This is a genomic window from Mesorhizobium sp. Cs1321R2N1 (assembly GCF_037179725.1).
Lineage (GTDB): Bacteria > Pseudomonadota > Alphaproteobacteria > Rhizobiales > Rhizobiaceae > Mesorhizobium > Mesorhizobium salmacidum.
Genome location: NZ_JAPYKP010000195.1, coordinates 1 through 8,160, shown reverse-complemented (window position 1 = coordinate 8,160; position 8,160 = coordinate 1). Strand labels below are relative to the sequence as shown.

The following is an 8,160-nucleotide window of genomic DNA, read 5'->3' as shown; positions in this document are numbered from 1 at the left end:
CGTCACGCCGCCACCAGCCTTGCGGAAGGTCGCGGTGCGCGCCTGCGCCTCCGGCATGTGGCGCGAGCCGGTCATGACGTCGGCGCGGTCGGCGATGAAACGCTTGACGATGCGGTCTTCCAGCGAATGGAACGTCACCACGACAAGGCGGCCGCCGGGCTTCAGCGCGCGTTCGACCGCGAACAGTGCCCTGGCCAATTCACCAAGCTCGTCATTGACGAAGATGCGCAGCGCCTGGAAGACGCGCGTCGCCGGATGGATCTTGTCCTTCGGCGCGCGGCCGATATGCGTCTCGATCGCGTCGGCGAGTTCCAGCGTACGCTCGAACGGGCGTTTTTCCCGGCGCGCCTCGATCATGCGGGCGATACGGCCGGCGTGACGCTCCTCGCCGAGGAAGCCGAAGATGCGGGCAAGGTCGCCCGGCTTGAAACTGTTGACGACATCGGCGGCGCTCAGTCCCGCCTGCGCCATGCGCATGTCGAGCGGTCCGTCGTTGCGGAAGGAAAAGCCGCGCTCGGCCTGGTCGAGCTGCATCGAGGAGACGCCGATGTCGAGCACGACGCCGTCGGCGCTTTCGACATGTTCGTCGAGCGTCGAGAACGGCGCGTGCACGAGCCGCAGCCGGCCCCCGGACCGCGCCTCGAGGTCGCGGCCGGCCGCGATGGCATCCGGATCGCGGTCGATGGCAACGACGGACGCGCCGGCCGCCAGGATGGCCTTGGTGTAGCCGCCGGCGCCGAACGTACCGTCGATGATGATGTCGCCCTCTGCCGGCGCCAGCGCTTCCAGCACTTCGCCAAGGAGGACCGGAATGTGGCGGACCGATCCGCCAACGGCGTTGATATCATCGCCGTGGCCCACCGTCATTCCGGTCGCTCCCCAGCCTTGGCCTCGTGAGCCTTCGTCCCCTGCCGAAGCTGCAAAAGCCTGGCCCGCGCCTGCGCTCCATAGGTCGCAAGCCGTCCCGGCTCCCAGATCTGAAAGAAATTGCCGCGCCCGACAAAGGCCACCTCCGCCGAGATGCCGGCATGCTCGCGAATGAAATCGGTCATGGTGATGCGGCCGTCCTGGTCGAGTTTCAGGAATGCGCCGTCGCCATGGCAGAAGAACGACATGTCGTCCGCAGTCTGCAGGAACGGGTCTTCCCGCGCGATGCGCTGCTCGTAGCGGTCGAGCAGATCGAGCCCGCCGACATCCATTGCCGGCAGGTCCAGGCAGCGCAGCGCGTAGAGCTCCGAATAGCCGCGCTTCTGCACCACGGCACGAAAATGCGCGGGAACGGAGACCCGCCCCTTCGCATCGATCCTGCTCACCGTGTTCGACAGAAACCGGTCCATCACACGTTGCGGCCGCTTGCGCCGCCGCACCCCTCTTCATCGTGTCGCACGCGCCACCGCCGCGCATTGCCTGCCCCGCACCCACCTCGTCCACACGGGCGAAAACCGGCAAACGCGCAGCCGCCGCGGCTGCCCGATTGGCGTACGCTCTACCCTGACGCGGAACGAAGGCTTTGATGTCTGGATGGGATATCATGGGGCACTATGGGCGTCAACGGGAATAGGCTGCTCAAACACGCGCATCATGCCGACGAGAACGGCTTTGACAGCACGTCTCGTCTTTATGGTCTATTAAGCCTAACGAAGCGTTTAGAGCCTTCCTGGCCCAACTTGAGGCACCTTGCCGCAAGCCGTGGCCGGGCATAGCGTCTCGTCCATCTCACCGATCGCCAGGGGATTTGAAATCGATGTCTGAAACTGCGAAGTCGCGCGCTGCAGCCCTTCTCCATTTGCGTCGCGGCCGGTTTGCCATGGGCGATTCCATTCCCCTGCCCCTGACCATGGCCGCCATTTTCCATGCTCCGGGCGATGCCACCGGCTTCAACCAGTACGGCCGCTTCAGCAACCCGACCTGGGATGCCGTCGAACACATGTTGTCTCATTTGGAAGACGCGCCTTGCGTCGGTTTTCCCTCGGGGATGGCGGCGATCTCGGCGGCATTCTTTGCCGTGCTCAAGGCCGGCGACCATATCCTGCTGCCTTCGGACGGCTATCATACCACCAGGGCGCTGGCCGATCGTTTCCTGAAGCCGCTCGGCGTCACCTACGATGTCAGGCCGACATCGACTTTCCTCGACGGCGGCTTCGATGGCTACCGCCTGACCTTCGTCGAAACGCCAGCCAATCCGGGGTTGGACATCTGCGATATCGCCGCTGTCGCCGAATCCGTTCATAAGGCCGGCGCGCTGCTGGTGGTCGACAACACGACGATGACGCCCTTCGGCCAGCGCCCTCTCGATCACGGCGCCGATATCGTTGTCGCCGCCGACACCAAGGCGCCCAATGGCCATTCCGACGTGCTGTTCGGCCATGTCGCCAGCCGCAATGCGGATATCATCGCCGCCGTGACCGGCTGGCGCGAGGTCTCGGGCAGCATCCCCGGGCCATTCGAAGCCTGGCTGGTGCATCGCGGCCTGGAAACATTGGATGTGCGCTTCGACCGCATGTGTTCGTCGGCGGAAGTGATCGCGCGGCAACTGCAGGGGCATCCGGCGATAAGCGGCCTGCGCTATCCCGGACTGGAAGGCGATCCCTCGCACAATCTTGCCCGCGCCCAGATGGAGCGCTTCGGCTTCCTCATCTCCTTCGAACTCGCCTCCGAGCAGAAAGCCGAGGATTTCATCAACAATTGCAGCCTGATGCAGGCCGCGACCTCCTTCGGTGGCGTCCACACTTCGGCTGAGCGGCGGCTTAAGCGAGGCGATGCGGTTCCGGCCGGCTTCGTTCGCTTGTCGGTAGGCTGTGAGCCCGTGGAGGAACTCTGGAAGGCGATAGAGGCCTCGCTGGGCAGGATCAGCGGCTGACAGATCGACAAGCGGTTCAGCGTTGATGGAAACGCCGAACCGCTCTAACTCTTTGTTTTGACGCAATTCCGCAAGGGAAAGCGTTACGCCTTTCCTGGAATTGCTCTACGAGCCGAGGTCATCGGCTTCGATGTTGCGACGACCATGCAGCACGCGAAGAATTTCGATCGCATCACCGCCGACCCGGTACAAGGTGAGATATTCGCCGACAATCAGATGGCGGATACCCGGCGCTATGTCGTCGCGCGGCGCACCTGAGAAGGGATGCAAGGTCAGCAAATCCCAACGTCTTTCCAGCGCATCCACGAGGCGAACAGCAGCGCGCGGATCGTGGTTGGCGATGTAATCGCCGATGCTTTCGAGATCGACGGTGGCTTGAGGAAGCAGTCGGTATTTCACTCCCGAAAGCCTTTGGCCTCGGCCATCTTCAAGTATTTCGCGCGCAATCGTTCCATGATTGGCTGGCCGTCTTGCCCAGGCCCGCTGTCGATCCCCTCCTGCACCAGCTTGCGCAGTTCCTCGACCGTGTAGCCCATCAGGTCGCGGCGGTCCTTCCATTGCCTCAACGCATCGCGGATCACCTCGCTCGCCGAGGCGTATTCTCCAGCCGCGACCACGTCGTCGACCGCCTGCGCCAGTTCCGGCGAAAGCGTGATGCTGCGTTTGTCGACCTGACCCATGATAGGCTCCCGATGATGAGCCGTGATGGTACGATTTAATCGCACCAATTTCAAGAAAGTCGACGGAAAATCTCGTTCTTGTGGCGGTGCAAAGCAGCGCCACGCCCTTGGATAAGAAGCTGCACCCATGGGTGCAACCTTCTGATGTGAAAGACTTATCCTAGATATCGCGGAGAGAAACTGCCAGCTGGCCTGTAAGCCGGGTTTTGTATGGCCCTCGCCCCTTGCGAGACGAGAACGTGGCGGCCATTCATCTTGGGCGCATGTTGCCATGCGCCTCACGCAACCTACCCGGACGGTGAGCCGGAAACAGCCCTCGAGGGTTTCCCCTCGCACCGCCCCTATTCGGTCTTGCTCCCGGTGGGGTTTACCGTGCCGCTCCTGTTGCCAGTCGCGCGGTGGGCTCTTACCCCACCCTTTCACCCTTACCCCGACAAAGTCGTGGCGGTTTGCTTTCTGTGGCACTTTCCCTGGGGTCGCCCCCGCCGGCCATTAACCGGCACCGTGTCTCCATGGAGCCCGGACTTTCCTCACCCGCGGCCTTTCGGCGTTTGCGGGTGCGGCCGCCCGGCCAGCTGGCAGGGCGTATAAAGGGGTTCACACCACAAAACGCAACCGAAAAAGCCGGTCGTGACCGGTTCTTGTCAAGCCGGCGCGCCGACAGCCGCCAACTGAACCTTGACCTTGCTGCAGTAAGCCGCCGAAACCGGGTTCATCCGGGTGGCGCCATGGCCGGCATTGTATTTCAGGATCGTGCCGCAGGTCGTGCCACCGCCGAGGTCGCGCGCCATGGCGAGGTACTTCATGCCGTATTTGATGTTGGTGTCGGGATCGAACAGGCCTTTGGCCGACCCGCTGTAACCCATCATGCGCGCGGTTGCCGGCTTGATCTGCATCAGGCCGATCTCGCCGGCGCCGCCGACCATGTTCGGCCGGTAGTTGCTTTCGATCTGGATCACGGCGTTGGCCAGCGACACCGGAACGCCGTAGCTCGCCGCGTAGCGGGCGACAATCGCGGAATACTGGCCGCCGCTCGTCACTGCCGCGGTCGCCGCAGCGACGTTGCTGAGACCGATCGATGCCGTCGTCGTCATGTCCACGGTTTTGCGACCGCGCTTTGTCTGCCTCTTGGCAGAGGATTTCCTTGCCTTGGTCCAGCTTGCCTTTTCCACTTTCGCGGAAGCGTGCTTCGTCGTCGCCTTAGCACTCTTGCTGCTTTTGGCCGAAATGGCCTTGCCTTTGGCGGGTGCCGCGACGAAGCCCTGGTCGGCCCGCGGGCTGAACGGCGCGGCGTCGGCCGCACTGAAGGCAAAACTCATTACGCCGGCAGCAAGAGCTGCCGTTAAAACCGTCAATTTCTGCATGTGATCCTGTTCTGTTGGGACCGCGCGAAGATTTTCGCGTGGCATCGCTTGATCAATATCGGAACACCCGGGGGGCTGGACGTCCGACAAACTGTACGAAAAGCCCTTTGAAGCCCGATTTGGCGCCAATAAAGGCGGGGCAAGTCACTTTAAGTGACAGTTTGTAACTTTAGGGCCAAGGAGGATTACTTGAATCAGGAATTGACCCTGGGTCAATTCCTGACGGAAGCAAGCAGCTTCTGCAGTGTGCGCATCGTCGAGCCGTCGGCAACTCCGTCGATCCGGCGCGGCCGGAAATGCCGTTGGAAGGCCTCGACCACGACCCGTGTCCGATCGTCGAAAACGCCCGATATTTCGACACCATAGCCATAGAGCGACAGCATCGACTGCAGTGTCTCGACATCGGCACCGCGGTCGCCGGGCTTCAGCGCGGCTCCGCGCCTGACGGGAGCGGCTGGCACGAGATGGCCGACCCCGGCCTTGAACAGCGCGGCCCATGGAAACTTCTCGCCGGGATCAATCTTGCGGCCCGGCGCCACATCGGAGTGCGCCAGCACCCGCTCGGCGCCGATCGCATGCCGCGCGGCAATCCCCTTGCACAGTTCGACGACCGCCGTGATCTGACGTTTCGGAAAGCCGGGATAGCCCAGTGAATGGCCCGGATTGACGATTTCAATGCCGACCGAGCAGGAATTGATGTCGGTGCGTCCGAACCAGGAACTCTGGCCGGCGTGCCAGGCGCGGTCGCTTTCCCGGACCATCTGCACGATATGGCCATTCTCATGGACGAGATAATGCGACGAGACTTCACTTGCCGGATCACACAGCCAGGCTTCGGCCCCGGTACCACTCGCCATACCGGTATAGTGCAGCACGATCATGTCGGGCTTCTGTGCGTCGCGCCTTGGCCCGAAATTCGGCGATACCCTGACCTCGGCGCTCGGCTCGTCGGGCAGGAAGCCGGTCATGCGTGCCGCAGGCCCCGCTCGATCATCTCATAAGCGGCGTTGATCGCCGCGACCCTGGTCGTCGCGATCTTGATGAATTCCTGCGGCAACCCGCGCGCGATCAACCGATCCGGATGGTTGTCCGACACCAGCTTGCGATAGCGTTTTCTAACCTCCTCGAACGGCTTGCCGCGCTCGATGCCGAGCACGACATAGGGGTCGCCTGCGCCAAGATTGACGTGCCGCGCCAAGATCGATTCGTAATGCGTCTCATCGATGCGGAAGATCTCGGCGATACGATGCAGGAAGATGCCTTCGCGCTCATGCACCAGCCCATCGGCCTTGGCGATGTGGAACAGGCCGTCGAGTATGTCTTCCAGCATCACGCAATTGGAGTGCCCGGAGCCGCAGAGTTGCGCCATGCGCTCGGCATAGGTTTCGAAACCGGCCACGTCCCGCTGGGCGAGATCGAACAGCCGCGCAACGTTGCGCGTCTCTTTCGGCGGCACTTCGAAGATTTCCTGAAAGGCGCGTACCTCATCCTGGGTGACGATGCCGTCGGCCTTGGCCATCTTGGCCGAAAGCGCGATCATCGCCACCGAGAAGGCGACGCGGCGGCGCAAGTCGGCGTCGCCGGAAAAAACCGTGCGCACAGCCTCGACCACATCGGCGACGCCAGAGGTGGTTGAAGACGAAACCCGCGTGATGAAGTCGCCGAGGCGGTCCCAAATCGACATGGCCCGCTTCATAGAGCCAACCGATCCCCGCTATCAAGTCAATAACAGCCATCTGTCGGGTCTGTGAACGAGAGGCGCATTGCTGGTGCCCATACGAGGAAGGCCGGCGCAGAGCCGGCCTTCCTCCCAAGTCACTTACTGCTTACAAACTACTGCGCGGGCGCAGGAGCAGGCGTTGCCGGAGCCGGCTCGGCAGGCTTGGTCGAATTGTCAGCCGGGGCCGCCGGCTTCATCGGCTGCTCGGCAGGCGGCGGATTGGTGCTCTGCGTTGTGGTGTTGTCGGTGCCTGTGCCGCTGTCGCTGCAGGCCGCGACGCCCAGCAGGGCAAGGGCGGACAGGGAAGCAAGAACGAGCTTTTTCATAACATCTCTCCTTAGACACACGTTCACGTTGCGGTGAACGGTCCAGAGACAAATGCCCGAGATGGCCATGGGTTTCGTAACGTTGCGTTTCCACCTGTAACATCAATGGCATGCAAGCGTTATTGCTGCCGGCGCTTCGGCGCTTTAACAACGACACCGGAAACGGAATACCGGAGACAGCCGCATGACCGCGAAATGGGATTTCTGGATCGATCGCGGCGGCACCTTCACCGATATTATCGGCCGTGACCCGCAAGGCGGGCTGCATCCGCGCAAGCTGCTGTCTGAGAATCCCGAAGCCTATGCCGACGCCGCCATTCAAGGCATTCGCGACCTGCTCGGCCTTGACACGGTCGCCGCGATCCCGTCCGGCCTGATCGGCGACATCAAGATGGGAACCACGGTGGCCACCAACGCCCTTCTGGAGCGCAAGGGCGACCGCGTCTTGTTGCTCATCACCAAGGGGTTTCGCGATGCGCTCAGGATCGCCTACCAGGCGCGACCCGACATTTTCGCCAAGGAGATCATCCTTCCCGAGCAACTCTACGAGCGCGTCATCGAGATCGACGAGCGCGTGCTCGCCGACGGCTGCGTCGAACGGTTGCTCGACATATCGGCTTGCCGGCCGGCCATAGAACAAACGAAAGCCGATGGCATCGATGCCGTTGCGATCGCCTTCATGCATGCCTGGAAATACCCCGATCACGAGAAGGCGGTGGCCAAGGTCTGCCGCAAGCTTGGTTTCGGCCAGGTCTCGGTCAGCCACGAGGTCTCGCCGCTGATCAAACTGGTCGGCCGCGGCGACACCGCGGTGGTGGATGCTTATCTGTCGCCCATCCTTTCACGCTACGTACAACGGGTGGCGGGAGAACTGGGCGCGGCGGGAGAAAACGACGAATCCCCTCGCCTCATGTTCATGATGTCTTCTGGCGGCCTCACCGCCGCCGACATGTTCCAAGGCAAGGACGCGCTGCTGTCGGGCCCGGCCGGCGGCGTGGTCGGCATGGTCGAGACGGCGAAGCTCGCCGGTTTCGACAAGGTTATCGGCTTCGACATGGGCGGCACGTCCACGGACGTCGCCCACTATGACGGCGAGTATGAACGTGCCTTCGACACCGAGGTCGCCGGCGTGCGTGTCCGCGCGCCGATGATGCGCATCCACACGGTCGCCGCCGGCGGCGGCTCCATCCTGCATTACGAGGCCGGCCGT

10 protein-coding genes and 1 other RNA gene are annotated in these 8,160 nt (G+C 62.8%); 2 read left to right on the top strand and 9 right to left on the bottom strand.

Annotated elements, in window-relative coordinates; translation table 11 throughout:
• Window positions 1–867 (bottom strand): 16S rRNA (cytosine(1402)-N(4))-methyltransferase RsmH (gene rsmH / locus O7A61_RS29455; protein ID WP_337132744.1); only part of this gene is annotated, 867 nt, incomplete at its 3' end.
• Window positions 864–1,337: a division/cell wall cluster transcriptional repressor MraZ gene (gene mraZ, locus O7A61_RS29450; protein ID WP_140747494.1), complete on the bottom strand. Its 474-nt coding sequence runs from the start codon at window positions 1,335–1,337 to the stop codon at window positions 864–866. The genes mraZ and rsmH, both read right to left, overlap by 4 nt.
• Window positions 1,338–1,744: 407 nt before the next feature.
• Here mraZ and O7A61_RS29445 point away from each other — a divergent pair, with 407 nt between their 5' ends.
• Window positions 1,745–2,860, top strand: coding sequence for a cystathionine gamma-lyase (locus O7A61_RS29445; protein ID WP_337132743.1), 1,116 nt, complete (start codon window positions 1,745–1,747; stop codon window positions 2,858–2,860).
• 105 nt (window positions 2,861–2,965) lie between these two features.
• Here O7A61_RS29445 and O7A61_RS29440 read toward each other — a convergent pair whose 3' ends face one another.
• The 7 genes from O7A61_RS29440 to O7A61_RS29405 all read right to left on the bottom strand — a co-directional run bounded on the left by O7A61_RS29440 (window position 2,966) and on the right by O7A61_RS29405 (window position 6,950).
• Window positions 2,966–3,259, bottom strand: coding sequence for a type II toxin-antitoxin system RelE/ParE family toxin (locus O7A61_RS29440; RefSeq protein WP_337132742.1), 294 nt, complete (start codon window positions 3,257–3,259; stop codon window positions 2,966–2,968).
• The gene (locus O7A61_RS29435; protein WP_337132741.1) at window positions 3,256–3,540 is read right to left on the bottom strand and encodes a type II toxin-antitoxin system ParD family antitoxin; all 285 of its coding nucleotides are present in this window, start codon (window positions 3,538–3,540) and stop codon (window positions 3,256–3,258) included. The genes O7A61_RS29440 and O7A61_RS29435 overlap by 4 nt, the downstream gene beginning before the upstream one ends.
• A 179-nt stretch (window positions 3,541–3,719) precedes the next feature.
• Window positions 3,720–4,119: RNase P RNA component class A (gene rnpB / locus O7A61_RS29430), an RNA gene on the bottom strand.
• 65 nt (window positions 4,120–4,184) lie between these two features.
• Window positions 4,185–4,904: a lytic transglycosylase domain-containing protein gene (locus tag O7A61_RS29425; RefSeq protein WP_442921129.1), complete on the bottom strand. Its 720-nt coding sequence runs from the start codon at window positions 4,902–4,904 to the stop codon at window positions 4,185–4,187.
• Between the two features lie 212 nt (window positions 4,905–5,116).
• Window positions 5,117–5,872 carry a peptidoglycan recognition protein family protein gene (locus O7A61_RS29415; RefSeq protein ID WP_337132740.1) on the bottom strand — a complete coding sequence of 252 codons (756 nt, stop codon included), beginning with the start codon at window positions 5,870–5,872 and terminating at the stop codon, window positions 5,117–5,119.
• Window positions 5,869–6,588 (bottom strand): J domain-containing protein, encoded by a 720-nt coding sequence (locus O7A61_RS29410; protein WP_140502403.1) that lies wholly within the window; start codon window positions 6,586–6,588, stop codon window positions 5,869–5,871. The genes O7A61_RS29415 and O7A61_RS29410 overlap by 4 nt, the downstream gene beginning before the upstream one ends.
• A gap of 149 nt (window positions 6,589–6,737) precedes the next feature.
• Window positions 6,738–6,950: a hypothetical protein gene (locus tag O7A61_RS29405; RefSeq protein ID WP_140502402.1), complete on the bottom strand. Its 213-nt coding sequence runs from the start codon at window positions 6,948–6,950 to the stop codon at window positions 6,738–6,740.
• A gap of 184 nt (window positions 6,951–7,134) precedes the next feature.
• Between O7A61_RS29405 and O7A61_RS29400 the strand changes: the two genes are divergently transcribed.
• On the top strand, window positions 7,135–8,160 hold a 1,026-nt coding region (locus O7A61_RS29400), incomplete at its 3' end, for a hydantoinase/oxoprolinase family protein (RefSeq protein WP_337132739.1).

Coding starts and splice junctions, on each gene's coding strand:
- O7A61_RS29445 (WP_337132743.1), top strand. CDS start 1,745: ATGTCTGAAACTGCGAAGTCGCGCGCTGCAGCCCTTCTCCATTTGCGT.
- O7A61_RS29405 (WP_140502402.1), bottom strand. CDS start 6,950: ATGAAAAAGCTCGTTCTTGCTTCCCTGTCCGCCCTTGCCCTGCTGGGC.
- O7A61_RS29415 (WP_337132740.1), bottom strand. CDS start 5,872: ATGACCGGCTTCCTGCCCGACGAGCCGAGCGCCGAGGTCAGGGTATCG.
- mraZ (WP_140747494.1), bottom strand. CDS start 1,337: ATGGACCGGTTTCTGTCGAACACGGTGAGCAGGATCGATGCGAAGGGG.
- O7A61_RS29435 (WP_337132741.1), bottom strand. CDS start 3,540: ATGGGTCAGGTCGACAAACGCAGCATCACGCTTTCGCCGGAACTGGCG.
- O7A61_RS29425 (WP_442921129.1), bottom strand. CDS start 4,904: ATGCAGAAATTGACGGTTTTAACGGCAGCTCTTGCTGCCGGCGTAATG.
- O7A61_RS29410 (WP_140502403.1), bottom strand. CDS start 6,588: ATGTCGATTTGGGACCGCCTCGGCGACTTCATCACGCGGGTTTCGTCT.